This window comes from Mesorhizobium sp. M1227, from assembly GCF_040318315.1.
GTDB lineage: Bacteria > Pseudomonadota > Alphaproteobacteria > Rhizobiales > Rhizobiaceae > Mesorhizobium.
This window is the reverse complement of sequence record NZ_JAMYLZ010000009.1, coordinates 50,370-75,589: the sequence shown is the minus strand read 5'-3', so window position 1 is coordinate 75,589 and position 25,220 is coordinate 50,370. Positions and strand designations below refer to the sequence as shown.

Annotated in this window: 27 protein-coding genes, 1 tRNA gene and 3 pseudogenes; 16 read left to right on the top strand and 15 right to left on the bottom strand. The window is 63.2% G+C overall.

Going from position 1 to position 25,220, the window contains the following annotated elements:
• Positions 1 to 10: 10 nt before the first annotated feature.
• Positions 11 to 337 carry a DUF1330 domain-containing protein gene (locus tag NKH28_RS14205; RefSeq protein WP_023677873.1) on the bottom strand — a complete coding sequence of 109 codons (327 nt, stop codon included), beginning with the start codon at positions 335 to 337 and terminating at the stop codon, positions 11 to 13.
• A gap of 339 nt (positions 338 to 676) precedes the next feature.
• On the opposite strand from NKH28_RS14205, the gene NKH28_RS14200 reads away from it, so the two are divergent.
• Both NKH28_RS14200 and NKH28_RS14195 read left to right on the top strand, forming a co-directional pair.
• Complete coding sequence (locus tag NKH28_RS14200; RefSeq protein WP_352457625.1) at positions 677 to 1,369, top strand: winged helix-turn-helix transcriptional regulator; 693 nt, start codon at positions 677 to 679, stop codon at positions 1,367 to 1,369.
• A 47-nt stretch (positions 1,370 to 1,416) separates the two neighbouring features.
• A tRNA-Arg gene (locus NKH28_RS14195) sits at positions 1,417 to 1,493 on the top strand.
• Here the strand turns inward: NKH28_RS14195 and NKH28_RS14190 are convergent.
• Positions 1,488 to 2,393, bottom strand: coding sequence for an alpha/beta fold hydrolase (locus NKH28_RS14190; protein ID WP_352979251.1), 906 nt, complete (start codon positions 2,391 to 2,393; stop codon positions 1,488 to 1,490). The genes NKH28_RS14195 and NKH28_RS14190 overlap by 6 nt on opposite strands.
• Positions 2,394 to 2,766: 373 nt before the next feature.
• Between NKH28_RS14190 and NKH28_RS14185 the strand changes: the two genes are divergently transcribed.
• The 3 genes from NKH28_RS14185 to NKH28_RS14175 all read left to right on the top strand — a co-directional run bounded on the left by NKH28_RS14185 (position 2,767) and on the right by NKH28_RS14175 (position 5,260).
• The gene (locus NKH28_RS14185; RefSeq protein WP_352979249.1) at positions 2,767 to 3,282 is read left to right on the top strand and encodes a hypothetical protein; all 516 of its coding nucleotides are present in this window, start codon (positions 2,767 to 2,769) and stop codon (positions 3,280 to 3,282) included.
• 92 nt (positions 3,283 to 3,374) lie between these two features.
• The gene (locus NKH28_RS14180) at positions 3,375 to 4,262 is read left to right on the top strand and encodes a DUF1259 domain-containing protein (protein ID WP_352471465.1); all 888 of its coding nucleotides are present in this window, start codon (positions 3,375 to 3,377) and stop codon (positions 4,260 to 4,262) included.
• Positions 4,263 to 4,486: 224 nt separating this feature from the next.
• Complete coding sequence (locus NKH28_RS14175; RefSeq protein WP_352471466.1) at positions 4,487 to 5,260, top strand: sulfite exporter TauE/SafE family protein; 774 nt, start codon at positions 4,487 to 4,489, stop codon at positions 5,258 to 5,260.
• 199 nt (positions 5,261 to 5,459) lie between these two features.
• On the opposite strand, the pseudogene NKH28_RS14170 reads toward NKH28_RS14175, so the two are convergent.
• Positions 5,460 to 5,896 (bottom strand): annotated as a pseudogene (locus tag NKH28_RS14170) (YqaA family protein).
• Positions 5,897 to 5,920: 24 nt separating this feature from the next.
• Positions 5,921 to 6,190, bottom strand: coding sequence for a hypothetical protein (locus NKH28_RS14165; protein ID WP_352471467.1), 270 nt, complete (start codon positions 6,188 to 6,190; stop codon positions 5,921 to 5,923).
• A 274-nt stretch (positions 6,191 to 6,464) separates the two neighbouring features.
• Between NKH28_RS14165 and NKH28_RS14160 the strand changes: the two genes are divergently transcribed.
• Together NKH28_RS14160 and NKH28_RS14155 are read left to right on the top strand one after the other, a co-directional pair.
• On the top strand, positions 6,465 to 7,475 hold the full coding sequence (locus NKH28_RS14160) for a hypothetical protein (protein WP_352979247.1): 1,011 nt from the start codon (positions 6,465 to 6,467) through the stop codon (positions 7,473 to 7,475).
• 1 nt (position 7,476) lies between these two features.
• Positions 7,477 to 8,952 carry an FAD-dependent oxidoreductase gene (locus NKH28_RS14155; protein ID WP_352979245.1) on the top strand — a complete coding sequence of 492 codons (1,476 nt, stop codon included), beginning with the start codon at positions 7,477 to 7,479 and terminating at the stop codon, positions 8,950 to 8,952.
• Between the two features lie 24 nt (positions 8,953 to 8,976).
• On the opposite strand, the gene NKH28_RS14150 is transcribed toward NKH28_RS14155, so the two are convergent.
• Both NKH28_RS14150 and NKH28_RS14145 read right to left on the bottom strand, forming a co-directional pair.
• A complete protein-coding gene (locus tag NKH28_RS14150) occupies positions 8,977 to 9,447 on the bottom strand; it encodes a YbhB/YbcL family Raf kinase inhibitor-like protein (RefSeq protein ID WP_352471470.1) in 471 nt (156 codons plus the stop codon).
• Between the two features lie 49 nt (positions 9,448 to 9,496).
• A complete protein-coding gene (locus NKH28_RS14145; RefSeq protein WP_023677864.1) occupies positions 9,497 to 9,934 on the bottom strand; it encodes a DUF2267 domain-containing protein in 438 nt (145 codons plus the stop codon).
• A gap of 279 nt (positions 9,935 to 10,213) precedes the next feature.
• On the opposite strand from NKH28_RS14145, the gene NKH28_RS14140 reads away from it, so the two are divergent.
• Positions 10,214 to 10,693 carry an Hsp20/alpha crystallin family protein gene (locus tag NKH28_RS14140; protein ID WP_352471471.1) on the top strand — a complete coding sequence of 160 codons (480 nt, stop codon included), beginning with the start codon at positions 10,214 to 10,216 and terminating at the stop codon, positions 10,691 to 10,693.
• Positions 10,694 to 10,780: 87 nt separating this feature from the next.
• Here NKH28_RS14140 and NKH28_RS14135 read toward each other — a convergent pair whose 3' ends face one another.
• Positions 10,781 to 11,209 (bottom strand): CBS domain-containing protein, encoded by a 429-nt coding sequence (locus NKH28_RS14135; protein WP_023677862.1) that lies wholly within the window; start codon positions 11,207 to 11,209, stop codon positions 10,781 to 10,783.
• Positions 11,210 to 11,506: 297 nt separating this feature from the next.
• Between NKH28_RS14135 and NKH28_RS14130 the strand changes: the two genes are divergently transcribed.
• The 6 genes and pseudogenes from NKH28_RS14130 to NKH28_RS34450 form a co-directional block, all read left to right on the top strand.
• Positions 11,507 to 12,223, top strand: a complete 717-nt coding sequence (locus NKH28_RS14130; protein ID WP_352979243.1) for a phosphoribosyltransferase — start codon at positions 11,507 to 11,509, stop codon at positions 12,221 to 12,223.
• 11 nt (positions 12,224 to 12,234) lie between these two features.
• Positions 12,235 to 12,912, top strand: coding sequence for a dienelactone hydrolase family protein (locus NKH28_RS14125; RefSeq protein ID WP_352471474.1), 678 nt, complete (start codon positions 12,235 to 12,237; stop codon positions 12,910 to 12,912).
• A gap of 122 nt (positions 12,913 to 13,034) precedes the next feature.
• On the top strand, positions 13,035 to 13,535 hold the full coding sequence (locus NKH28_RS14120) for a DUF6496 domain-containing protein (RefSeq protein ID WP_352451168.1): 501 nt from the start codon (positions 13,035 to 13,037) through the stop codon (positions 13,533 to 13,535).
• 370 nt (positions 13,536 to 13,905) lie between these two features.
• Positions 13,906 to 14,793 carry an arginase family protein gene (locus NKH28_RS14115; protein ID WP_352970586.1) on the top strand — a complete coding sequence of 296 codons (888 nt, stop codon included), beginning with the start codon at positions 13,906 to 13,908 and terminating at the stop codon, positions 14,791 to 14,793.
• A 190-nt stretch (positions 14,794 to 14,983) separates the two neighbouring features.
• Positions 14,984 to 17,515 (top strand): NAD-dependent epimerase/dehydratase family protein, encoded by a 2,532-nt coding sequence (locus NKH28_RS14110; RefSeq protein WP_352979241.1) that lies wholly within the window; start codon positions 14,984 to 14,986, stop codon positions 17,513 to 17,515.
• Between the two features lie 312 nt (positions 17,516 to 17,827).
• Positions 17,828 to 17,941 (top strand): annotated as a pseudogene (locus NKH28_RS34450) (iron ABC transporter substrate-binding protein); the annotation flags it as partial.
• A gap of 23 nt (positions 17,942 to 17,964) precedes the next feature.
• Here NKH28_RS34450 and NKH28_RS14105 read toward each other — a convergent pair.
• The 4 genes and pseudogenes from NKH28_RS14105 to betI form a co-directional block, all read right to left on the bottom strand.
• Positions 17,965 to 18,759, bottom strand: a complete 795-nt coding sequence (locus NKH28_RS14105) for an inositol monophosphatase family protein (RefSeq protein WP_352979239.1) — start codon at positions 18,757 to 18,759, stop codon at positions 17,965 to 17,967.
• Positions 18,760 to 19,073: 314 nt separating this feature from the next.
• Positions 19,074 to 19,250: pseudogene (locus tag NKH28_RS14100) on the bottom strand (aspartate aminotransferase family protein); the annotation flags it as partial.
• Between the two features lie 27 nt (positions 19,251 to 19,277).
• The gene (locus NKH28_RS14095) at positions 19,278 to 20,579 is read right to left on the bottom strand and encodes a flavin monoamine oxidase family protein (protein WP_352979237.1); all 1,302 of its coding nucleotides are present in this window, start codon (positions 20,577 to 20,579) and stop codon (positions 19,278 to 19,280) included.
• 76 nt (positions 20,580 to 20,655) lie between these two features.
• Positions 20,656 to 21,372, bottom strand: coding sequence for a transcriptional regulator BetI (gene betI / locus NKH28_RS14090; RefSeq protein ID WP_502895733.1), 717 nt, complete (start codon positions 21,370 to 21,372; stop codon positions 20,656 to 20,658).
• A gap of 105 nt (positions 21,373 to 21,477) precedes the next feature.
• Between betI and NKH28_RS14085 the strand changes: the two genes are divergently transcribed.
• Positions 21,478 to 21,705, top strand: a complete 228-nt coding sequence (locus tag NKH28_RS14085) for a hypothetical protein (protein WP_352979348.1) — start codon at positions 21,478 to 21,480, stop codon at positions 21,703 to 21,705.
• Positions 21,706 to 21,707: 2 nt separating this feature from the next.
• The gene (locus tag NKH28_RS14080) at positions 21,708 to 21,968 is read left to right on the top strand and encodes a hypothetical protein (protein WP_352814978.1); all 261 of its coding nucleotides are present in this window, start codon (positions 21,708 to 21,710) and stop codon (positions 21,966 to 21,968) included.
• 42 nt (positions 21,969 to 22,010) lie between these two features.
• On the opposite strand, the gene NKH28_RS14075 is transcribed toward NKH28_RS14080, so the two are convergent.
• The 4 genes from NKH28_RS14075 to NKH28_RS14060 all read right to left on the bottom strand — a co-directional run bounded on the left by NKH28_RS14075 (position 22,011) and on the right by NKH28_RS14060 (position 25,126).
• Positions 22,011 to 23,069: a dipeptidase gene (locus tag NKH28_RS14075; protein ID WP_352500772.1), complete on the bottom strand. Its 1,059-nt coding sequence runs from the start codon at positions 23,067 to 23,069 to the stop codon at positions 22,011 to 22,013.
• A gap of 186 nt (positions 23,070 to 23,255) precedes the next feature.
• Complete coding sequence (locus tag NKH28_RS14070) at positions 23,256 to 23,555, bottom strand: GNAT family N-acetyltransferase (protein ID WP_352451160.1); 300 nt, start codon at positions 23,553 to 23,555, stop codon at positions 23,256 to 23,258.
• Positions 23,548 to 24,183 (bottom strand): alpha/beta hydrolase, encoded by a 636-nt coding sequence (locus NKH28_RS14065; protein ID WP_352821307.1) that lies wholly within the window; start codon positions 24,181 to 24,183, stop codon positions 23,548 to 23,550. Before NKH28_RS14065 ends, NKH28_RS14070 begins: the two co-directional genes overlap by 8 nt.
• A gap of 10 nt (positions 24,184 to 24,193) precedes the next feature.
• Positions 24,194 to 25,126 carry a VOC family protein gene (locus NKH28_RS14060; RefSeq protein WP_352979233.1) on the bottom strand — a complete coding sequence of 311 codons (933 nt, stop codon included), beginning with the start codon at positions 25,124 to 25,126 and terminating at the stop codon, positions 24,194 to 24,196.
• Positions 25,127 to 25,220 lie beyond the last annotated feature (94 nt).

Here is a 25,220-nt window from a genome sequence, read left to right as displayed (position 1 = left end):
CGAATGCCGATCATCCCTTCGGCAGATAGGGGATGGTTCCGGCCAGATCGGAGTTGTCGATCAGCTGGAAACGGCTGTCGCTGCCGCCCTGACGGGCCGAAACGAACGGCGCGTAGGCAGGATCGTCGGTGAAGGCGCGCGCCGCGGCCTCGGTCGGGAACGCCATCAAGGCAATCAGCGTCGTGTCGAGCGGCTTGCCTTCGAGCGTCTTCACATTGCCGCTGCGCGACAGATATCTGCCGCCGTGCTTGTGAACGAGGTCGTGGACCGACGCGGCATAGGCCGGCATCCACTTCGGGTCCCTCACCTTGATGTCTGCGATAACGTAAGCGGTCATGGGTCATGTCTCCTGGTCGTGCACAGGGGTATCCCGTGCAGCGGCAGAGGGGTCGCATGGCAAGGGTCGCGCCAGCCAGTCCCCGATCTGTACTGGTGTGGCGAATCCGAAATTCGCATTCACTTTGGAGCTACGCAGCGAGCGAATTTCGGATTCAAAAGCCACACCAGCAAGTGCTTGGATTTCCAGTGTGGTTTTGGATTTGAAGTTCCTAACGCTGATGCCACCCAGAAAGCAGGAACTTCGATTCCACCGCACTGGGCCGGTACAGTTTCTGTACTCGCCGCGTCGCTGGGAAAGGCCTATGGTTCCGGCGGAGTTTGAGGGGAAGGCAACATCGTGACCCAGTCCGGATACAAACAGTTCTGCCCGTTATCGATGGCCGCGGAGGTGCTGTGCACCCGCTGGACCATGGTTCTGCTTCGCGAATTGGTGGCGGGCTCGACCCGTTTCAACGATCTGCGCCGCGGCGTCCCCAAAATGTCGCCGACCCTTCTGTCGCAACGGCTCAAGGAGCTCGAACTGGCCGGGATCGTCGAGCGCAAGGAGGTGCGCGGCGAGAAAGGCATCTTCGAATACCGGATGACCGAGGCAGGCAGGGATCTGCGTTCCGTCGTCGAGGCGATGGGTTTTTGGGGCCAGAAATGGGTCGAGTCGCGGCTGTCGCTGAAGAACCTCGATCCATCGCTGCTGATGTGGGACATGCGGCGCAATCTCAACGCGTCGCCGCTGCCCGACGGGCGCACGGTGATACAATTTCTGTATCAGGAGCTCCCCGCCTCCAAGCGGTCATGGTGGCTGATCGTCGAGAAGCACGGCGAGGTCGACCTCTGCTGGTACGATCCGGGCTTCGATGTCGATCTCTACGTCTCGACCGACCTGCACACCATGACCGAAATCTGGATGGGGCTGATCACCGTCGAGAAGGCCGGGCCGAAAGTCATCTTGACGGGCGACCAGGACATCGCGCGCAAAATGCAGACCTGGCTCGGCCTGAGCCCGTTCGCGGTCGAACCCAAGCGAGCGGCCTAGCTGCCTCTTGGCGAAACGTCCCGAAGCGGTTATGTGTCGGGCCGCGTGGTCCCGTAGCTCAGTAGGATAGAGCGGCAGATTCCTAATCTGTAGGTCACAGGTTCGATTCCTGTCGGGATCACCACGCTTTCAACTGGTTACCTGACGGTCGCGTCGGTGCTCGGCTGTGAACGCGTGCGAGGAAGTCGCGCACCAACGCAAGCGCCTCATCGAAATGGGTTTCCAGTAGCCAGTGGCCGGCGCCATCGAGGAGATGGAGCTCTGCTTGCGGCAAGTCGCGCTTGTAGGCGCGGGCCGATGCGGCCGGCATATAGCCATCCTCGGGACCCCAGACGATCAGTGTCGGTGGTTGCCGTTCGCGCAGATAAGCCTGGTATTTCGGGAACCAGTTGAGGTTCGCCTCCAGCTTCTCCATCAGGCCGACCGCAAGCCGCCGACGGGGCGGCGTGTCCATCAGAGGCCAATGGAGTTTCCACAGATCCGGTGGCACGCGCTCGGCCACGGCCTCGCCAACCTCACCGATGAACTCGTGCCGGAAGCCCTCCTCGCTCACCGCTTCTTCCAGCGGGCGATGCCTGTCGGGCGTCTTGTCGTTCCAATACGCCTTGATGGCTGCGTATTTCGGGCCGAGCACGTCTTCGTAGATGTCGCCGTTCTGGATGATAAGCGCGGCAACGCGCTCCGGATAGGCGATGGCGTGGCGCAATCCGATCTGCGAGCCGTAATCGTGCAGCCAGAGCGCATAGTGAGACAGGCCGAGCGCGTCCGCGAAAGCCGCCAAAAACCCGGCATAGGTCTCGAAATCGTAGCCGAATGCAGCCATGTCGGGCGTAGCGCTGTAGCCGAAGCCAGGAAAATCCGGGGCGAACGTGTGCCAGCGATCAGCCAGTCCGGGCATCAGCCTTCGAAACTGATAGGACGAACAGGGATAGCCGTGCGGCAGCAGAAGCACCGGAGCGTCGGCCGGGCCTTCCTCGCGAAAGAAGACAGTAATTCCGTCAACTCTGACTTGGCGGTGTCGCAACTTTGCCTCCTCGATCGAAAGGCTCCGAAAATGACTGGTAACCCCCGCATCCCGTTGTGAGCGCCTGGATCCGAAACTCATGATCAGGTCGAGGGTTCCCGGTCGCGCCGGTGACAGCGGCCAAGGAACCTGCCGCCGATCAGATCGTTTCGCGGTATCTGGCTAAGGCCAATCGGAGCGGAGGCAGACATGCCGCATGCTCACAATCGCGGGACACCGAACACGGGCCGGCTCTGCCAGTTCGGGGCTTGGCGCGATGCTGCGTGACGATGCTGCGTGACGTCGACTATGTCCTGCAAAAACTCGACTGGATGCGCGCCGAAGGCATCTGGCCCAACGGCTGGCGTATCTCTGGACCGATGCCTTTGGGGTCGTGCTCTACGTCTCGCTTTATGCGGAAACTGGCGAACAGCGCTGGCTGGGCGAAGCCGCGCGGCTGGTGGCCGATGTCGAGCGTGTGCTCGGCCGCCGGCGCGGACTGAGGATCGGCGAAGCGGCCGATCGCGACGGCCAGTATTTCCACTATCTGGCGATGTGGCTGTTCGCCCTGGCGCGTCTCGGCGATCTGAAGCCGGAATACCGCAAGCGCGGCATTGCGCTGGCGCGCGGCATTCACCCGGCATTTGTGGTCCCTGGCCGCGGCGTGATCTGGAAGATGCAGGAGGATCTGAGCAGCCCATATCCCGGCTACCGTCTCGGCAGCATGGATGCCTATGACGGCGACGTGGCGAAGCGGTTTGCCGAACTGGAAAAATGGGCGAGAAAGAACCTTCCGGTCGGCGACGTCGTGGGGCGCTGGTGCAATGAGGATTATGATACGGCCGACAGGATTCCATATGCCGGCGAGCCCGATCCAAAAATGGGCTCGAGCGCGACCCGGCGATCGTAATCATTGCCGCGATCATGCGCGGCGCCGACCCTCCCGCCACGAAGCCAGCAGCCGCATGACAAATTGGGGGGCAGATCACAAGGAGAAATCCCATGCATGCAAAACTCGTGACCGGAGCAATGCTGATCGCGATGTCGGCGCTGCTCCAACCGGCATCGGCGGCACCCGATTGGCAAACAATCGCTAAGGCGCTCGGCAAATCCGGAACCGAGACGCCTGATGGCGTCTACCGGGTCGGGCTGCCGCGAACGGACCTGAAGGTTTCGCTCGACGGCGTGGCCCTGAAACCCGGATTTGCGCTTGGAGGCTGGATTGCGTTCGAACCCATGGGAGATCAGGCAATGGTTATGGGCGACATCGTTCTGACGCAGGACGAGGTGAACCCGGTCATGAAGAAGCTTGAAGAAAGCGGGATCGAGATCACTGCGGTACACAACCACTTGCTGCGCGCGGAGCCGATGACACTCTACATGCACGTCTTCGGCCAGGGCGACCCGGTTACGCTCGCCACAGCGCTTCATGCCGGATTGGCGCTGAGCAAAACACCGATGGGAGGCGGCGCCCAGCCGCAAGCCGCACCACAGATCGAGTTCGACACGGCCGGTGTCGACCAAACCATCGGTTATAAGGGTAAGGCCAATGGCGCGGTCTACCAGTTCACGATCTCGCGCGCTGAGCCGGTCGAGGAAAATGGAATGGAAGTGCCGGCGGCCATGGGCTCGGCAATAGCGATTAACTTCCAATCGACAGGTGGCGGCAAGGCGGCGATCACGGGTGATTTTGTGCTGACAGCAAAGGAGGTCAATCCGGTTATCAAAGCCATGCTGGATAACGGCATCGAGATCACCGCGTTGCATAGCCACATGCTCGATGAGCAACCGCGGCTCTTCTTCATGCATTTCTGGGCGTACGACGATGCGCAGAAGCTGGCGAAAGGACTGCGCGCAGCCCTCGACAAGGTCGCCGTCAAAAAGAGCTAGATTGGGCGTCCGCGCGCGCGTCCAACGGCGGAGTTCGGCCGACTCGGAGCGATCGTCGGCCTTCTTCCCGCCGCCTCGGGAATGGTTCTCTGGCACGGCGTCTCTCCGCCACCAGCATTGCGCCTGAGATCACCTTTCCATCGCACACGAGACTCAAGGGGCGGGCCGGGCTTTTGCGAACTAACGCGTTCGGAACGATCAAAGGTCCGCTTCGTTCTGATCGGATGGACTGGATTAGACTAGGCCTCCTGGCGTTGGCGGGGTTCCTCACCTGGACACTGAACACCCTCTCGGCCGGAGGCGGAGGTCTATTGCTGATCCCCGCCGTGACTTTCATCACAGGGAGCGCGGCGGTTGCGCCGGTCATCACCTTGACCGAGCTCATCGGCAATCCCATCCGCGCCCTGGCCTTCCGGCGCGACATCGATTGGAGCCTGGTCCGTTGGTACCTGCCCGGCGCCATCGCCGGTGCCGCTGCGGGCTCCTGGCTCTTCGCCAACAGTCGGGCGGAATGGCTCCAGATACTCATAGGGATCTATCTGATCAGTGCAGTCTGGGAATTTCGCGGCGGCGCGCGCGAGCGGAGCTACCGAGCCCGCCGCTGGTGGTTCCTCCCGGCCGGCCTGATCGTCGCGCTGTTGTCAGCGCTGATGGGCACGGTGGGACCCGTCTTGAATTCGCTCTATCTGAACTACGGTTCGGAGAAGGAGACGTTGGTCGCCACGAAATCGGTGAACTCGTTTGTGACCGATGTCGTCAAGATCGCGGTATTCACCGGACTCGGCGCGCTCGGTGGTCAGGCGGTCATGTACGGCGCAGCCGCGGGTTTGGGCGCTGCGCTTGCCAATCTGCTGGCCAAGCGCTGGCTCGAACGCCTAAGTGGACGACAGTTCCGCGGCCTTGTGGTCGCGCTCATGGCTGTGAGTGGAGCGCTGATGATCTGGAACCAGCACAGCTTCGTTGTGCAGGCCTGGCGCGCGGCCACAGGAATGTCTTAACAATGTCGATGTTGGCTGGAGCGCTGCGCCGTAGCTTGGTTGACCGGTCGCGCGATACGCAGAAGCTGGCAAAAGGCCTGCGCGCAGCCCTCGACAAGGTCGCCGTCAAAAAGAGCTAGCGCTTCCCGTCCGCGCGCATCATACAGGGCTCTTCGAACCAGCCGACCTAACCAGCTCAGCTTCGAGAAGCTTCGTGAGATTAGATCGCGCTCAGGGTCACGGCGGCAAGAACCAGATAGCGGCCGACCTTGGCGGCAGTGACCAGCAAAAGGAAAACCCGAAAAGGCTCGCGCGCAGGACGCCCGCGACGACGGTTAGCGGATCACCGACAACCGGCAGCCAACTCAGCAGGAGCGACCACTTTCCATAGCGGCGATACCACACTTGCGCGCGGTCCAGTTGCGCTTGGTTCATCGGAAACCACCGTTGGCCCCGAAAGCGCTCGATGCCTCGCCCGAGCCGCCAGTTGATCACCGATCCAAGCACGTTGCCGACGCTCGCGACTCCGATGAGCAGCCAGGGCGAGTAATCCGCAAGCACGAGCTCGACCAGCACTGCTTCCGATTGCATCGGCAGGATCGTAGCGGCGAGCAAGGCCGCCAGGAACAGACCAGCACAGGCCGCGAGATCGGTCATTGAACCGCATATCCGCCAGTCGACCTAATGATGGTGACCTTCGGGTTCGACCATCTTGAACGGCAGCACCTGTTCGCGATCTTTCGCGGTCAGCACCAGACCTGCCTGGAACTCATGCGGTTCGGCAGGGGCGACGGTGCTCTCAAGGCGGTGATGGTTGTCGCCGACAGGTTCGAGGCGAAGCGTCTCCGGCCCGCCGGGCCGGTCGATGATCACCGTCGCTGCCAGATCGTCGGCCTGGCGATCGATGGTCAGCCGCGTCCGCTCGCCGGCCGGTGTGTCGACGATTTCCAACGTCCCCGCAGCCAGACCGCAGGCGACCTTAAAGGGCTCCGGCGCAGCGTCAGTTGCGATACCGGTCCGTGGCCAGCGCAGCGCATCATAATTCTGCTGTTCCTTCAGCCTGCAAAGTCTCCGCGAGAATCGTGAGGGTCGCGCCGGTGAAAGCGGCCAAGGAACCTGCCGCCGATCAGATCGTTTCGCGGTATCTGGCTAAGGCCAACCGGAGCGGAGGCAGATATGCCGCATGCCCGCAATCGCATGGAACCGAACATCGGCAAAGTCTGCCGTGGATTCGGGCCTTGGCGCGATGTTGCGTGACGTCGATTATGTCCTGCAAAAACTCGACTGGATGCGCGGCGAAGGCATCTGGCCCAACGGCTTGCGGTATCTGTGGACCGACGCATTCGGGGTCGTGCTCTACGTCTCGCTTTGCACAGAAACTGGCGAACAGTGCTGGCTGGACGCGGCCGAGCGGCTGGTCGTGGATGTCGAGCGTGTGCTCGGCCGCCGGCGCGGACTGAGGATCGGCGAAGCGGCCGATCGCGACGGCCAGTACTTCCACTATCTGGCGATGTGGCTGTTTGCTTTGGCGCGTCTCGGCGATCTGAAGCCGGAATACCGCAAGCGCGGCATTGCGCTGGCGAGGGACATTCACCCGGCGTTTGTGGTCCCTGGCCGCGGCGTGATCTGGAAGATGCAGGAGGATTTGAGCGGTCCTTACCCCGGCTACGGCCTCGGCAGCATGGATGCCTATGACGGCTACGTCTCTTACCGAATGCTCGACGACGAGGAACTGGCGCCCGAGATCGCGCAGATGCGTGCCCTGATGGAGCGCGATTGGCGCAGCATCGACATCGACCAGGACCTCGGCCTCGGCATGATGCTGTGGCTCGCCCATTTCTCTCCCGACGAGCCGTGGGCCGAGGCCCAGACGAGGCGCTCGCTGCGAACCCTGGAAACGATGTGGGTCGACCCGCCCGGTTATTTCAGCCGCGCGCCATGGCTGCGCGATACCAAGTTCGCCTTCACCAATTACGGCGTTTCGCTCGGCCTGCAGGCCGCCGGTATCTGGCCGGGGCGTGTCGATAGGCTGAACGCCTTCTTCGAGGACTGGCGCTCCGGCGACGAATACGACCGCGAGGCGATCACCTGGGTGATGGCCTGCACCTCGCACCTTCCCGGCGCTTTTCTGACCCGGGGTGGCGAGACAATGATTGAAAGCGACCAAGCTCGGGAACGTTCCTCCGCCGGCGCGGTTGTCGATGGAAGTGCATGGAGACGCAAGGGGCGCGGTTGAAATGGCCATTCTCTTGGGAAAACCGGGAAGCTGTTGGGTGGCGGCAGCCGCCTCCACGAACTATCCCCAGCTCGAAGGTTCGATCCGTGCGGACGCCGTTGTCGTGGGTGCTGGAATTGTCGGGCTGACGACGGCGCTTCGGCTTTGCGAGGCGGGCCGGTCGGTGGTCGTCCTCGAAGGCCTGCGCACAGGCGGCCAGGTGACCGGCCGCTCGACGGCCAAGATCACCACGCAGCATGCGCTGATCTATCGTCATCTCATCGACAGCGTTGGCCGGGACCTGGCGCAGACCTATGCCGATGCGAATTCCGCCGGCGCGCGCCAAATCCGCGATTGGGTTAACAACTGCGCCATCGCCTGCGATTTCGAGAGCAAGGACGCCTATACCTACACCTGCAGTGAAAGCCGCTGCGCGGAGATTGCGGCCGAGGCGGAGGCCGCGCGCCAGGTCGGGCTGGAGGCCGAGATCCTCGACCGCGCGCCGCTGCCTTTCGTAACGGCCGCCGCGCTACGGTTCCCCGACCAGGCGCAGTTCAATCCGGCGATGTATCTGGTTGGCCTGGCGGAAGCGGTGACGGCCCGTGGCGGTCGGATCTTCGAAAACAGCCGCGCCACCTCGATCGACGAGGCAAGCCGCTGGCGCATCGTCACAGATGGCGGCGCCGTTGATGCCGGGCATGTCGTCGTCGCCACCAACATGACGGTGAAGAGCCCGATCGGCATGGCGAACCGGACGCAACCGCGCTGCCACACCGCCATGGCCTTTCGGATCGACGATCCCCTCCCTGTCGACGGCATGTTCATCGGCATCGACGACCCGACGCATTCCATCCGCACGGGCCGTGATGCCGAAGGGCCACTGCTGGTCACGCTCGGCCCCAAGTTCAACACCGGCTGGGACGGCGACGTGGCCAAGCGGTTTGTCGAACTGGAAAACTGGGCAAGAAAGAACCTTCCGGTCGGCGACGTCGCGTGGCGCTGGTGCAATGAGGACTATGATACGGCCGACAGGATCCCATATGCCGGCGAACCCGATCCCGCCAAGGCCGCCGGCTTCCACATTGCCACGGGCTTCAACGCCTGGGGTATCACCAACGGGACGGCCGTGGGCGCGATGATCGCCGACCTGATCTGCGGCCGCCCGAGCCCATGGCAACAACTCTACGATCCGGCCCGGCCCTATCCTGAGGCCTTCCACAAGAACGGCCGCAGTCAATCGATCGTCTCGAGCACCCACGACATTGCGCCTGGTATGGGCGGCGTGATCGTCAGGGGAGACGAAAAGATTGCGGCGTGGAGAGACACCGAAGGCGCACTCCAGGCGGTTTCGGCGATTTGCACCCACAAGGGCTGCACCGTAACCTGGAACAATGCGGACCACACCTGGGATTGTCCCTGCCACGGCTCGATCTTCGCCGCCGACGGTTCGGTCATCCACGGCCCTGCCCGAAAACCGCTTGCCCAGATTACATTGTGAAGGCGGCGACCGACACGGCCCGCGTCACGCCGGCCGTTCGTAGGTTCCGACCAGCTCCGTCTCCTCCAATGCGTGTTTCTGGGCTTGCTTCCAGACCTGATGCACGCCCGCCTGTCCTGGTACGCTGAGGCTCGGCACATCGAGCGCGGCCAGCAGGAAGTGGTAATGGTGGACGCCGTGCCCTGCAGGCGGCTGCGGACCATCGTAATACGCATTGCCGAAATCGTTGGTGCCTTGCCTGAGTGCCGACGGGCCGGGCTTGCCGTCTTCGGCCTCGGCTAGTCCCCCGGCATCCGGCGGGATGTTGAACACCGCCCAGTGCCCGAAAATCCCGCTTGGTGCATCGGGATCCCGCACGACAAGAACAAGGCTCTTGGTACCATCCGGGACACCGGACCACTTCAGCGGCGGCGAGACGTTCTGGCCGTCACGCGCATATTTTTCGGGAATTCTTCCGCCTGCCCGGAACGCCGGGCTGATAAGGGTGAGTGGCATTGCTATTTCCCCAAGGAGGTTGCGACCGAGAAGCCCGCGCCTGCGCCGTTCACGCCGCTTGCTGAGCTTCGGCGACGCGTCTTATCTCGCCCGGCAGGGATTCCCAGACCTTGTGCATCTGTCCTTCTCCGACGTGATGGGCGAGTACCTTGGACACGACCCTGAATGCATCCTTGGAATCGACCGGGCGGGTAAATTCCAGCTCCGCCTTGATCTTGGCCAGAAACTCGTCGAGCGACCGCATCTTCTCGGGAGCTTTGGAAGGCTGATATTGGTCATAGAAGGCGCCGCGCACCAGGATCGGCAGCTGCGAGCCGAGGTGGGCTGCAAGATCCGGCTGCATACGGTCGCGCAGGGCGTGCAGCACCGCTCCGAGAACGTGCCAGGCGACCTGCCGATCCGGTCCAATCTCGTCCATGATCTCGTCGAGCCAGATGTTCGTGGTCTGCAGTGTCTTGTCGAATACGTCGAGTCCGGTGGCGTTCATCGAGATCCTCCTTCCGTTCAAATCCGACTAGGTGATGTGACCAAACAGCCGTACCTGCCCGTTGTTCCCCCATGCGCATGTCCTGATGCGCATTTATTGTCGGAGGTCCCGTCTGTTGTCGGCCCGTCATGAGGGAATTCGGGCCGGCTTTTTTGCCGCTGTTTTTCGACCACCTTTCTTGGCCGGCACCGGAACATCCTCATGGGTGGACGAGTTTTGTTTGCCGTCGCCGATCACATGGCGACGAGTGATGCAGACACAAAAAACAGGAGAAGAACCATGGCACATCACGATTTGGCGCCCCGGACGCCATCGCGCAGCCTCTACCCATCCGCGCGCGACCCGCTCACGTCATTCCACCGGCAGATTGACCGCCTGTTCGACGACTTCTTCGCGCCGATGGCCGAAGCGACTACGGCCGGCGATCTTTGGCCGAGCGTCGACGTACATGAAACAGACCAAGCCTATAAGGTCACCGCCGAATTGCCGGGGCTCGAGCAGAAGGACGTTGAGCTCAAGCTGCGCGAAAACACCCTCTTTATTACGGGCGAGAAGCGTTCGGAGCACAAGGAAGGCGAAGGCGGCCGCACCTACAGCGAACGCAGTTATGGCCGGTTTCAGCGGACCATCCCGCTGGAAGCGGAGATCGATGCCGACAAGGTGCAGGCCACTTTCAGAAACGGCATTTTGGCTGTCGAGCTTCCGAAGAACCCCGCTGCAAAGGACAAGACACGCCGCATAGAAGTGAAAGCGCGATAGTTGCCAAACTGAAGGCTGCCTGAGCAGGCGGCGTTCAGCCCAGATGGAGAAGAACGGCGAGCACGGCGGCAACCGCCCAGCGAGCGTCTAGCGCCGGGGATCGTCCGTTGCCTCGGAAACGCCTTCGAGAGCGATTTTGGCGGCTTCCTCATCGGTCCGCCCGAGGTCGGCCAGGGCGATGACGCCGACGAGGCGCTTGTCGTGATTGATCACCGGAAGACGACGCACCTGATGCTTGGCCATGATCTTCGCCGCATCGGTGATATCGGCGTCATCGAAGCACCAATAGACATGCTCGGACATGACCTCGCGAACGGTCGTGTTGCCGGCTGAGCGCTCCTCGGCGACGCCGCGCATCACGATGTCGCGGTCTGTCACCATGCCGACCAGCCTGTCATTCTCGCCGACCGGAAGGGCGCCGAGATTGTCGGCCCGCATTTTCCGGGCGGCATCCCTGATTGTCGTGTTCGGGCCGACCAGTTCGGTCCGACGGCTCATGATCTCCTGAACTTGCATGGGATCTTCCTTTCCCTGATTGCTGAGGCAACAAGTCGCCAGACGGACCTGTTGCGACGCATCGCTAGATTGCCAGCTGGCCGGACGAGGCATGTACGGATCACTATCTTCGATCTTCCCGATCCGCGCTGAGGCGCGTGCCGGTGCCGGCACCTCGCGATCGAAACTATTCTTGGAACGTCCAGGCAGCGAGCGAGTTCCAAAATGGTACCGGTGCCGCAGCCATCCCACGGAATGTGGACGCAGGCTGGTGAAAAAACATCCACCGGGAAAACAGATGCACGCGGATTGAAGGTCATGGCTATCATCTTTTCAGATCGCCGCGAGGCCGGGCGGCAACTCGCCGGGGAACTCGTTCGCTTTGCCGGCCGCGACGATGTGATCGTATTGGCGCTGCCCCGAGGCGGCGTGCCGGTCGGCTACGAGGTCGCGCAGGCACTCAAGGCACCGCTCGACGTCTTCGTCGTGCGCAAGCTCGGCGTCCCCGGTCACGAGGAACTGGCCATGGGGGCGATCGCGCCCTCAGGCGTACGTGTCCTGAACGACGAAATCGTCAACGGTCTCGCGATCCCGCCACATGTCGTCGACGCGGTCGCTGCAAGGGAGGAAAAAGAGCTTTTGCGCCGCGAGCACCTCTATAGGGACGGGCGACCCCCACCGCAGTTGAATGGACGAACCATTATCCTCGTGGATGACGGGCTTGCGACCGGATCGACCATGCGGGCCGGGATCAAGGCGCTGCGAAAAAACCACGCCGCCCATATTGTCGCGGCCGTTCCCGTCGGTAGCCCCGACACTTGCGACGCGATGCGGGCGGACGCCGACGAGGTCGTTTGCGCGACGACACCAGAGCCGTTGCTGGGTGTCGGGCGCTGGTACGTGGATTTCTCGCAGACGAGCGATGAAGAGGTCCGCGCGCTCCTCGCCAGGTCCGGGCCCAACCCCGCCGCTTCCGAAGAGGAATTGGCCGGGCGCGCGAGCGCGGGTCCGGCGCCTGGCACCAGATCGACATAGCGGAGATGGATATGGACCGGGATAGCGAGCACGTCGTGCATGTTCCCGCGGGACCTGTCACGCTTGAGGGCAATCTTTCGTTGCCCTCGGATGCTCGTGGCCTTGTGCTCTTTGCCCATGGCAGCGGAAGCAGCCGCCACAGCCCGCGCAACCGCTACGTGGCAGGAAGGCTGAACGAGGCGAACCTCGCCGCCTTCCTCATCGACCTGTTAACGGCCGAAGAGGAGCGGATCGACCAGGTCACGGCCGAGTTGCGCTTCAATATCGGACTGCTCGCCGACCGGCTGGTCGGCGTCACGGATTGGCTCGGCGCCTCGCCGGAAACATCGGGGTTGCGTCTTGGCTATTTCGGCGCGAGCACGGGCGCCGGTGCCGCCCTGGTGGCGGCGGCCGAGCGGCCCGACCAGGCCGCGGCCGTGGTTTCGCGTGGTGGCCGGCCCGATCTTGCAGCGCACGCCCTGCCGCGCGTCCGGGCGCCGACCTTGCTCGTCGTCGGAGGCGCGGACAAGCAGGTGATCGCGCTCAACCGCTCGGCGCTGGCGGCGCTCCACTGCGAGAAGGAGCTCGCCATCGTCCCTGGCGCGACGCACCTGTTCGAGGAACCCGGCGCCCTGGACGAAGTCGCGGGCCTGGCGAGCCGATGGTTCTTGCGCCATCTGATTTCGGACAGATCGGCGTCGACGTCCTGACAGCTGGGGCTTGGATCACCAGTCCCGGGATCATTTGCGTCCTCAACGCGTTATGATCCTCATAAGACCGCGCGCAGCTGCAACCCGAATGGCTGTCGCAACCCGTATGAGGGAGAAAGACAATGCCGGACAAGAAAACCATCGAGAAGGCCCGAAAGGACAAGCGCGAGGGCAAATCGCCGAGCACACAGGCCGGCGAGTTCGTGCACGAGGAGATCGATAAAATCCGCCGCGGCGAGCACGGCGCGCGCTCGACCCAGCAGGCCATCGCCATCGGGCTTTCCGAGGCAAGACGCGCAGGCGTAGACCTGCCCCCGCCCAAAAAGGGCAAGGTGAAGGAGAGCACGCGCAAAAGCGCCGAATACGCCTATGAGGCCGGCCAGGGTGAACGCACGCCGAAACGCCGCCCGCGGGTCTCGAAAGCCGTCTCCAAGGTGCTCGAGCACGAGCCGAGGAGTACGGCGTCGCACGAGGCGCTGGCGCAGCAAGCCAAGCGTGCGGCCTCGCGCCGGACGGCTGAGGAGCGCTCGGCCGCTGCCAAGAAGGCCGCCGAGACGAAAGGCGCCAGCGGAAGGAAGGCGGCGGCGCAGAAGGCCGCCAGAACGCGCGCGCACCACGCATAGTTCAAAGACGGCAGTTCGCCTCCTGGAAATCCGATATGGCCCAAGCGACCGGTATCGAGATCTGCCCCGGCAGCGCGGGACAACGCCGCTGCCCAAGGCGAACCTGCATCCGCGGGACAACATCGACTTCGAAATCACCGCTGACGAAACGGTGGCGCTGAACGAGCAATACGCGTCACTCGCGACGCTGCCTGACGCGTGACACCAACCGGAGGTACACGGCGGCAAGGGCAGCGGGAGACCGGTCAGGAAAGCGCAGCCTGTTTCTTGAGCATGATGCGTATCGCCCATAACGCGGAGAACTCTGATCATGACCTCAGCTGCCAGCACGACAATGCCGCGAGACACCACTCAGACGAGACATATCGCTTTGCTCGGCGCGCCCTCTAATCTTGGGCTGATGCCGCAGGAGGGTGAGCCGGAGCCCGGCGTGTGGAAGGCGCCGGAGACACTTCAATCGCTTGGTCTCGCCGACCGTTTAGGCGCCGGTCCGTTGCGCTCGGTTCGGGCTCCGCCTTATCGGCCTGAGGTGGATCCTGCGACGGGCGTGCGCAATGCCCAGGCCCTGCGCCAGTATTCCAAGACGCTTGCCGAAGCGGTCGACGAGGAGCTGAACTCGGGAGGGTTCCTGCTCATGCTCGGCGGCGATTGCCGTGTGTTGCTTGGCCCTGCGCTCGCGCTACGGCGTCGTGGCCGCTACGGCCTTATCTTCTTCGATGGGCACACCGATTTCAAATTGCCGGATACCTCGCCGTCAAAGGGAGCCGCGGGCATGGATTTGGCCTTCGTGACCGGCCATGGCCCGACGCTCCTGACCGATTTCGGCGAGCACACTCCTTTGGTCCGTGAGGCCGACGTAGTCGCGTTTGGCTATCGCGATGTGCAGGACCCCGCGACTTACAGGTCCAAGGCCGTCTTCGACACCGATGTTCACCGGATGGATTTGGCTGAAGTGCGGCGGCGCGGCTTCGCCGATGCGGCACGCATAGCGCTTGACGCGGTCGCAGGGCAGGACATCGAGGGTGTATTCGTTCACTTCGATGTCGACGTGCTGGACAGCGAGATCATGTCGGCTGTCGATACGCCGGAGGCCGGCGGTGTCTTGCCCGACGAAGCTGTCGAAGCCCTTCGCACATGGTGCAACGATCCACGCGTGATTGGGATGGAGGTGACGATCTATGATCCCGACCGCGATCCGGATCGTCGCTGTGGCGAGCTGCTGATCGACATTCTGGTCGCTTCCCTTCGCGGCCGGTAGACCAATGGGAGTCCTGCACTTGTGCACAAATGCAATCCGCCGGCACGAATGGCCGTCGGTCTGACGGATCGCCGCGCGCACCCATTCTGTGGTGCTACCTCATCGGGAACCGTTCTCAACGAACATGGTTCGGAGTGTGCGACCGAAGCATTCGGCTTCTTCTACCCGGCTATCGCCAAGGAGATTCGCCATGACCGGCAAAACCCGTCCCACCGTCCTGATCACAGGCAGCAGCGGGTTTCTGGGCCAGGCCATCGCTCGCGGCTTGATGGAGCGCTACGACATCATCGGCCTTGATGTTGCCAGACGATCCTTGCCCAGCGTCGAGACGATCGAGATCGACCTTACCTCGGACGCGAGCGTGGCGAAGGCACTGGCCGAGGTGCGCGAGCGGAGCGGCGGCCGCGTTGCCTCGGTGATCCATCTCGCGGCTTATTACGACACGACCGGCGAGGATAATCCGAAATACGGCGCGGTGACCGTCGAGGGAACGCGCCGGCTGCTGAACGCGCTGAGGGGGTTCGAGACGGAGCAGTTCGTGTTTTCGAGCACGCTGCTGGTGCATGCGCCGAGCCCGGCAAAGGGCGCCAGGATCGACGAGCGATCGCCGATCGATCCGGCCTGGGCCTATCCGAGATCGAAGGCCGAGACCGAGACGCTGATCCAGAAGGAGCACGGCGACATCAAGGTTGCGATCCTGCGACTGGCGGGTGTCTATGACGAGGATTGTCACGCGGCCTTCATCGCCCAGCAGATCGCCCGCATTTTCGAGCGCATGCCGACCGCCTATCTTTTCACCGGCGACATCACCACCGGCCAGCCCTACCTGCATCTGGACGATCTCGTCGACGCCGTGGTGCGCACTGTCGACCGGCGCAGCCCGCTTCCCGACGAGACCGTACTGCTGATCGGCGAAGAAGAGACGCCGTCTTACGACGAGATGCAGAAGCAGATCGGGCAGCTCCTGCATGGCGAGACCTGGCGGACCCTGTCCCTGCCGAAAGAGGTGACGAAGCTCGGTGCCTGGATGCAGGAGAAGGTTCTCGACCAGGAGTCCGACATCAAGCCATGGATGATCGAGAACGCCGACGATAACTACGAGATCGACATCTCCCGCGCCAGGCGCCTGCTTGGCTGGAACCCGCGGCACCGCCTGACCGCTACTTTGCCGGAAATGATCCGGCGGCTAAAGGCGGATCCTACCGACTGGTACAAGAAGAACAAGCTTGAACCGTCGGCGGCCGCCGCTTCCGCGCCCGAGCTCGACCAGGCCGCCGAACGGCTGCAGCGCCCGCTCGAGCGCTCGGACGACGAGGTCGAGGCGGAAACCGAACGCAGCCGGGCCGCAACGCTCTGGGCGCCGCTGACCAACGTTGCGATCGGGCTGTGGCTCGTGGCGTCGCCCTTCACGCTCGGCCTGTTCGATCCCGCTTCAGCACCGATTCCGCCGGCGCTCGGACATGAGATCGCCTCGCCGGAGACGCGCGATGGCAGGCTCGGCATCAGTGAGATCGTATCCGGCCTCGCCATCCTGTCGCTGGCGCTCGTCGGCATGCGCCGGCGCTGGCACGGGCTGCAATGGATCACCGCCTCGATCGGGGTTTGGGTGATGTTCGCGCCGCTGCTGTTCTGGACCACCAGCGCCGGAGCCTACGCGACCGACACGTTGGCCGGCATGCTGATCGTCGCGTTCGCGGTGATGATCCCGCCGACGCCGGGTATCAGCCGGCGTGCCCTTGCCGCCGATGACGACCGCCCGCTCGGCTGGAGCTATTCGCCCTCCCTCTTCACCCAGCGCATTCCCATAATCGGCCTCGCCTTTGTCGGCCTGTTCGTCTCGCGCTATCTCGCTGCCTATCAGCTAGGGCACATCGACAGTCTTTGGGATCCGTTCTTCGGCCCGGGCGAAACGCCGGCCGGCAATGGCAGCGAGGCGGTGGTCACCTCCTGGGTCTCCAAGGGTTTTCCGATCGCCGATGCCGGGCTGGGCGCCTTTGCCTATGCGCTGGATATCCTCGCAGGCGCGATCGGCGATCGCCGCCGCTGGCGTACCATGCCGTGGATGGTGCTTTTGTTCGGCTTGCTGGTCGTTCCGCTCGGTGTGGTCAGCGTCGGCTTCATCATCATTCAGCCACCGCTCATCGGGGCGCTGTGCACGCTCTGCATCGTCCAGGCTGCCGTCACCGTCGTCCTCATCCCTTATTCGGTCGACGAGGTGCTGGCGAGCTGCCAGTATCTTTGGCACGCGAAACAAGCGGGAGAGCCGTTCTGGCGCACATTCTGGTGCGGAGGTCCGGCACTTTCGGAGGACCAGACGCCAACGCCGGATCTCGACCGGCCGCTATCGGCAGTGGCGCGGGACTTCGTCACTGGCGGTGTGAATTTCCCCCGGACCCTTGTCGCCAGCACACTCGCCGGCGCCCTGCTGATGATCACGCCGCTTGTCTTCGGCACCAGCCCGCCGCTCTACTTCAGTGATCATGTCACCGGCTGCCTGGTCATCATGATCGCCGTTACGGCGATGGCCGAGGTGGCGCGCGCCGTCCGCTTTGTGAACATAGCGCTTGGAGCCTGGATCGCCCTCTCTCCGTTCATGCTCGCCGGCGGCGCGGCGGCGAGCCTCGCCAATCTGGCGATCGGAGCGCTGCTGGTCGGGCTCAGCCTGCCGCGCGGCACGCGCAGCGCTGCGCATTATGGCGGCTGGGACCGGGCCATCGTCTGAGAATGTTCGGCGGCGCAGGACGGTCGGCCAGGTGGCTGCAAAGATTGATCCGCATCAACCTGTCGAACACATCGAGCGGGAAGTCGGCGAAAGGCGCAAAGGCGGCCGTACCCTTCCAACTTGAATTTTCCGCGTATCTGCATTTCACAAGTCGGCAAATAAATTAGGGAGGAATTTCAGCATGATAAAAGGGCAATTCTCTGCGCCGGCATCCTCGCCGCCGGTATGTGGGCCGCGTCGTCATCGGCGTCCGCCGAAAGCCTGACCATGTCTTGCGGCGTTGACGAGGTCTGGTGCCAGCAGACGGCGCGGGCGCAATTGCGCGCCGAGGCCGCCAACCCAAAGGGAGACATCTGGTGGGGCGGAGCCGGCGATCCGCATCTGCGGGCAGCCGAGGAGGGCCTGACAGTGGAATACAAATCGCCGCTGCTCATGCGGGCCGGTTCTGATCAAAGCTTGAAGGATTGCACGCAGAGCTGGCGGACCTGGGCGAACACGCCGCTGCTGGCGCAAATCACCAGCGCGCCGTTTGCCAGCACCGTCTTTGGGTCGGGCTTGACTATAGTGCCGCCGGCTTCTTCCACCAGCAGCATGCCTGCCAGGCAATCCCAGGCGTTCATATGCTCTTCGACATAGCCGAGCAGCCTGCCGGCGGCCGCATAGGCGAGCATCAACGCGCCGGATGCGTTACGGAAAAACACGCCGCCCTGTGAAAACAGCAAACCGATGAGCGTTGCGACGTTCTGCATTTCGGCGCGGTTGGAAAAGCCGGTGCCCAATGAGCCGTCGGTCAGGCTGGTGGCCGCGCTTGCCCTGATCGGCTTGCCGTTGAGAAAAGCGCCGCCGCCCTTACGGCAATGGAACGTTTCGCTGGTAGAGGGCTCGTGGATGACACCCACGACAGTGTCGCCGTCCTTGGCGCAGGCGATGACCACACACCAGGCCGGAATGCCCCGCACGAAATTCGCGGTGCCGTCGATCGGATCTATCACCCAGACATGCCCGCTCGATCCGGTGACCGAGGCATGCTCCTCGCCGACAATTCCATCGGTCGGGTAAGCGGCTTTCATTGCCGCACGGATGAACAGCTCGACCTCGCGGTCAGCCTGCGAGACCATGTCCTGATGACCTTTGCTCTCGATGGCGAGGCTGTCGAGGTCGCGAAAATACTTCAGGCCGAGCGCGCCGGCGCGCCGCGCGAGATCGATGGCGAACTGTTCGCGCGTTGCTGTGTCGGGTGTCATGAGATCCTTGGGATGGCGAATGTGATCTGAGGAAAATACCCCAGCCAAAGAAGCTTAGCGGTGAAGATAAGAGCGTGCAAATGACGAGCCCTGCCTTTTGCGGGGCGGCCCCGAGGCCGACCGGTCTTCCATGCGCCCGACAGCGACAGTCGCGCTCATACGGGTCCGGTCATGTCGCCTTCGATATAGATGATCTGGCCGGTCATGAAGCTCGACGCGTCGGAAACCGGGAAGATCGCAGCACCGCCCAGTTCATCGACCTCGCCCACCTTGCCAGCGGCCGACCAATGCCACGGCTTGCCGGCGATAAACGCCTATCCCCGCCAGACATCTTCGCGGCGCAGATCGTCCATCGCGCGCGAAATGCCTTCGCGCAGGATCGACACCATATCGTCGATCTACTGGCGCTTGATGATTAATGGCGGCGACATCACGCACATGTTGATCAGTAGCCGGACCAACAGGCCGAGCTCGTGGCAATGCGCGTCGATGCAGGTCGGCACCTCGATCCGCCTCGCTTATGACCCTGAGGCTCTGCTGGCGATAACCGACTGAATAATTTTTTGCGCAGCAGTGCGACCGGCGACGATCGCGCCCTCGACATAGCCCGGAAATGACGGCGACAGCTCCGACGAGGCAAAATGCACCGGCGGGGCGCCCGCCCGGATAATGCGTTCGGCATCCGTTGCCGTCGCATCGACGATCGAATCGCTGTAACCGCCGCCGCTCCAGTGATCCCCGGTCCAGTCGCGATAGCTGAGATCGGTGACGCCGGCGGCCTCGATACCGAGCGCATCTTGCAGCTTTGATGTCACCGTAGCGCGTAGCGCCGCGCTGTCCATATCCCGCCAGCGCTGCGCCAGCGGCCCGCCGATGAAGACGACAAGTGCTGCATGATCCTCGTCCTTGCTGGCATCGCAGGCAAAAAGTCCGTGCGGCTCCCGCCACATCACCATGCCGCTCAAGCCCCTGTCGCGCCAGAAAGCCTTGGGATAGCGCACCAGCATTTTGATCACCGCGCCGCTTTCCCATACGCCGAGGGCTCTCTCCAGCGCAGCCGGCAGCGGCGGCACGAAATCCACTCTCGAGGCCATCATCGGCGGTAGCGCGACCAGTACCGCTCGTGCCTCGGTCACGCCGGCGGGCGAAACGACGCGAACCCCTCCCGGCCCGTGCTCAATAGCCTCGACAGCTGTATTCAGCCGCAGTCGATCGCCGAGATCCCGCGCAAGATCATCCGCCAGCGAATGCATGGTTTCGCCCACGAAATACTGCAGCTCCGACACCTCGTTGGTGATGCGGCGATCATTGTCGATCAAGTACCACAGCGGCAGCCTTTCCATTGCCAGGCACCACAGGCCCTCGATCATCGACCGAAAGGCGGCCTTGGCATCGTCGGGATCGTTCTGGCGATCGAGCCATGCCGCGACTGTCAAGCCGGCGATGGCCGGGTCGGTCGGTGCGATCGCGTTCATCCGCTCGCGAATTCGCATCGCGGTGCCGTAAGTGCGCCCGGCTTGCGCCTCGCTCATTCGCGGCTGCGTGACGAATTCGCCTGCGACATGGGTCTCGACCAATGTCTTGCCGCGCGCTCGCACCAGCGCCATTAATTCCGGCATGTCTTCGCACAAGAACTGGCCGCCGCTGTCGATCCGCTCGCCGAGCCCGTTCTGCACGGCTTCGACGCGGCCGCCGACACGGTCGCGGGCTTCGAGCAGCACGGCATCGATGCCGGCGTGGTTCAATTCACGCGCGGCCGACAGGCCGGTGAAGCCGGCGCCGACGATGGCCACATCGGCTCGTTCGATCTTGAACTTCATTAGCCGGCCTTGATCTTCTCGAATGTCAGGCGCCGGATCATTGTCTTCATTGCTGGTCCACCCTCTTTTTGATGGTTCATGCCGGCCTGGCACCGCGGGCTGCTGAGTTCGGATAGTGCTTGGGGAATGCCGCAGACAGGAACTCGTTCGCGGCCTGCAGCGCCGTCTCGCGTGTGGCGTCCTCGGTGCCCATCATCAAATGCAGCCACAGACCATCCAGCATGGCGCTGAGCGCCAGCGCCATGACTTGCGGCTCATAGGCATAGAAGCCGCTCTGCTTGAGCGCCGCGCAAAGATCGATGAATATGTTCTGGTAGACGGCATCGCGTGCGCTGCTCAGCGCCTGATATTTCGGTCGCGATTTGGCCTCGCCCCAGAAGGCACACCAAGCAGCCAGCTTGCGCTTGTTGCAGATCGAGCGGTTGAAATCGGCTGCCACCAATGCCTGCAGCTGGCGGGCGGGATCATCGCCGGCCCTTTGCAAGGCGCTGCGCCAATGCGCCGAATACTCGTCATGCATGTATTGCAAAGTGGCGACGAGCAGCTTCTCCTTGCTCTCGAAATGGAAATTGACGATGCCGCGCGACAGGCCGGCGCCGTCGGCGACGTCGGCCATAGTCGTTTCCGAATAGCCGCGCTTGGCCAATGAATCGATAGTCGCTTCGATCAGTTGAACCTGCCTTGTCTCTTTCGACGCTTTGCGGCCGCGCTTTTCGGAATCGCTTTTTCGCGCCGGTTCGAGGAGGGCTTCGCGCGCCTCTGTTGTCTTCATCGGGGTGATGGTCTCCAGCATCGCCGGCTAGCCGACCGGCATCGGCCGCGAAGATCAGTGGGACGGTGTTTGCCACTGTCAAGCACCTTCTGCATGGCTGCCCATATTCGAATGTTCTCGTCGAGATTGCATCCTTGGATAAAACGTCGTCGAAGGCATCCGTCGGCGAAAGGCAGCGATCCCGGCGATGGAGACCAGATCAGCGCCGCCGAGCCCGCCTGCAGCGGACCTTGGGTCGAGATCTACGCCGGGCGCGAGCTGCAATATCAAAAGCTGCTGAAGCGTGCCAAACTGGTGCCGCGGCTGGTCGTCAGGCTCGGCCGCCGCACTGCCAATCCGCCTGCGGATTTCTAAATATGGCCGACGACACCGACAGTCCCAAACTCGCCGCCGAAGCCGCCGAACAGTGGCAGCTGATCAACACACCGCTCGGCGAAAAATGGTCGGGCCGCACCCGCTATGCTGCGGCCATGTTCTTCTACAAACGCGGTGAGATGAGCGCTGAAACGCTGGAGGCCTACCGTATTTGTGCCAGGCTGGATTCGACCGATCCGCTGCCGATCATCCGCGACCGCGGCATTGGCCAGGACTGGCTTAAACGCATGGGTTTCGAATAGTCGGCCTCCAAATCGCATTCCGGTCAAGCCGGCATCACCCGCTTAGCCGATGGTCTTTTCCAGCATGCCGAGCCAGTTGCGATAGGCGATCTTCTCGATCAGCGCGCGCCCGAAGCCGCGAGCCGCGAAAGCGTCGAGCAATCTTGGCAGGCCGGCAACGTCGCCTATCACGGCCGGGATCATGGCGCCGTCGAAATCCGAGCCCAGGCCGACGCCGTCTTCGCCCAGCGCCTGCAGCAGCGAATCGACATGGCGCACCATGATGTCGAGACTGGTGTCGGCGTTCATCCTGCCGTCCTCACGCAGGAACCCGGTGGCGAAATTCAGCCCGACCATGCCGCCGGAGTCGCGGATCGCGCCGAGCTGCCATTCGGTGAGGTTGCGCGAATGGCCGCAGATCGCGTGCACGTTGGAATGGGTCGCGACCAGCGGTGCGTCGCTGATCTCGACGACGTCGCGGAAACCTTTTTCGTTGAGATGCGAAAGATCGATCATGATCTTCAGCTGGTTGCAGGCTTTCACCAGCGCCTTGCCGGCATCGGTCAGCCCCGGCCCTGTATCGGGCGACGACGGGAAACGGAACGGCACGCCGTGGCCGAAGGCATTGGGACGGCTCCAGACGATACCGAGCGAGCGCAGGCCGGCTGCGTGGAGGACATCGAGCAGGGTGAGCTCAGGGTCGATCGCCTCGACCCCTTCGATGTGGAAGACCGCCGCGATCGAGCCTTGCGCCATCGCCTTCCTCACATCGCCGGCGGTGCGGCAGACAGTGAGCGCCGAAGCCCGCTCCAGCCTGAACAGGATCGAGGCCATCGCTATGGTGGAGTTGAGCGCATCGGCGCGCGGAACCTCGGGCGGCATGGGCTCGCTGTCGCTCGGCGCCAGCGGCACCGCGCCGCGCTTGGATTTCTCGACAGGCGGCGGGAAGATCGCGAACATGCCGCCGGCAAATCCGCCTTTCTTCGCGCGCGGCAGGTCGATGTGGCCACTCGGCGTCCCCTCGACGAACAGCTTTTCGACGTCCGCATCCTTCGACTGGTAGAGCCTGAGCAGCGTGTCGTTGTGGCCGTCGAAGACGGGAATGAGATCGGATTCGGTCATGGAGGGCCATTCGGTTGAAGTGGTCGGGCCGCGGAGGGCGAGCCGGTTGTTGCCAATACTTAGGCAAGGCGAGCGCTCTGCGCAAATCCCGCATGTTTGCCTTATGTTTGTACGCCGCCAATGGTCGAAGCGGCACGCGGTAAAGCCGCGCACCCTTTGTCCTGTCATTCATCGAGGGGCAGTCTCTTACCGCTTCAGCACGTCCGCCCATTCCGGATGGCGGCGGAACTGAGCATTGGCGAACGGGCAAAGCGGGATGATCGTCTTGCCCGCCGCACGTGCATCCTCGACGGCACGGGTGACGAGGCGAAGTCCCGCGCCCTGGCCGCGAAATGCATCCGGCACTTCGGTATGGTCGATGATGATCTGGTGCTCGCCGACCTTGGTGAAGGTCATCTCCGCCTCGGCGCCGCTCGGCCCACGCAGGAAGTAGCGGCCCTTCGAGCCGCGGTCCTCCAGCTCGATCTCCGGCAATAGGTCAGACATGGCTTGCGGTCCTTTCATCCGGCGCTACGGCGAACAACTGCCGCGCCGCCTCGATCTCGCTCGGCCGCACCTCATGGCCGCCGTCATGCCACTCGACTGTGACATCGGCACCATCGGCGCGCAAATAGGCTTCAAGCCGCGCCGTCAAATCAGGCGGACAGATCGGGTCTCGCCTGCCGGCGGTGACCAGGATGCGGCTGCCGTCAAGGCTGCCCTTGACCTCCGGCTCGAACGGGATCAGCGGATGCATCAGCACCGTTGAGTCGAACAGCGAGGGTTCGGCAAACAGCACCGAGGCCAGGATGTTGGCGCCGTTGGAATAACCGAGGCCTAGCACCAAAGATGGCTTTGCCGCCTCGACATGTGCCTTGACGAAGCCGGCCATCTTGTCCGTCGCTCGCGTGAGATCGCCCATGTCGTAAACGCCCTCGCCGGTACGGCGAAAGAAGCGTGCGGCGCCTTGTTCCGAGACATCGCCGCGCGGGCCGACGATCGTCGCTTGCGGCGCAAGATCGCGCCCAAGCGACAGAAGCTGATCCTCGTCGCCGCCAGTGCCATGGAAGACGAAGAGCAACGGTCCGCCCAGCGAACCGGGCAGCACCTTGTGAATATACGAATCCTTGCTCATAACCCTGCCCTCAGTCTTCCAGTTTCTGCAGATGCTGCTCGAGATAGGGCCGCAAATGCTGGTGTTGCGACGGCAGTTTCAGCGCCTCGCCGAGATGGGCGGTATCCTCGTCGCGGTCGAAGCCCGGCTCGTTGGTGGCGACTTCGAACAGCACGCCCCCCGGTGTGCGGAAGTAGATCGCCCAGAAATAATCGCGGTCGATCACCGGCGTCACCTGATAACCTGTATCGAGGAGTGCCTTGCGCACTTCGAGCTGCTTGGCGCGGTTCTCGACGGCGAAAGCAACATGGTGGACCGAGCCGGCGCCGAGATTGGCGAAGCCGGCCCCTGGCAGCGATTCGATATCGACGACGTCGGCGCCGTTGCCGTTCTTCACCGCCAGCCGCCTGATGTTGCCGGACTTGTCGACCTCCTCATAACCCATGAATTTCAGCAGCTCTTCGGTGGCGCCGCCATCTTTCAGCCTGAGCGACACCGAGTGAAAGCCGCGGATCGCCACGTCGGTGGGAATGCCACCCTTGGCCCATGGCGCACGGTTGTCCGCTCTGTCTTCGACCAGCGCAAACCCGTCGCCGTCGGGACCGGCGAACGCAAGACGCTTCCCGCCGAACGTCTCCTCATGGGACAGCCCGGTGACACCTTGCTCGGCAAACCGTTTCTCCCAATAGTCGAGCGTGCCCTCGGGCACCGAGTAAGCGGTGTTGCCGACTTCGCCGACTCCATGGCGGCCCTTGCCGATGTTCGGGAACGGGAAGTAGGTCATCACCGAGCCGGGCGTGCCGACCTCGTCGCCGTAATAGAGGTGGTAGACGTCGGGTGCGTCGAAATTGACGGTTTTCTTGACCCGCCGCAGGCCGAGCGTCCCGGTGAAGAATTCGTTATTCTGGCGCGCATCGCTGGCCATCGAGGTGACGTGGTGCAGGCCCTTGACCTGGTCGAGCATGTCTGTTGCTCCTTCCCTTGTGCTGGTGCGGCCCTTGCCGCTGTCCACGCAAATATGAGCATCCGCCTCCTGGCCGCAAAGGCGGCAAACACAG